We start from the raw sequence: 508 nt of genomic DNA on the forward strand, positions 1-508 counted from the left end.
GGTTGGGAACCGCTGACTGGTCTATTTAGGGAAAAACCAGGTTTAAAGAATTATCTTTGCAGCGTGAAAAAACCGTTCAGTTACCTGTGGCCGCTTACCAAAACTTATGATTCCCAATTCAGTGGTAAACTGGAGGTCACCTGGATCAATGGTAGGAAAGTATTGGACAGTAAGAATGCCAACTACTCTTATGGCGCGCTGCATGAAGTGCTGGATCGTGGCCTGGCAAATATCCACGCAGATCGTGCAACTTCGGTTCTCCTCCTGGGGCTGGGAGGCGGGAGTGCGATTTCTTTGCTTCGGAAAAAATATGGTTACTATGGGAAGATCACTGCTGTTGAGATCGATCAAACCATCATAGATATTTCCAGAAAAGAATTTGGGATTGAAGAACATCATCCCCTTGAACTTATTTGCGCAGATGCGGAAGCTTATGTGAAATCACAATCCAATAAATTCGGACTTATTATTGTCGATATCTTTCTGGACCTCACAGTGCCAGAGCAAT

The 508-nt window shown here is 44.3% G+C and carries 1 protein-coding gene; it reads left to right on the top strand.

Features of this window, described 5'->3' with window-relative positions; all coding sequences use genetic code 11:
* Positions 1 to 63: 63 nt before the first annotated feature.
* Positions 64 to 508: spermine/spermidine synthase domain-containing protein (locus HC175_RS24725; protein WP_168139576.1), on the top strand; the 445-nt coding region annotated here is incomplete at its 3' end.

The organism is Salinimicrobium oceani, assembly GCF_012037645.1.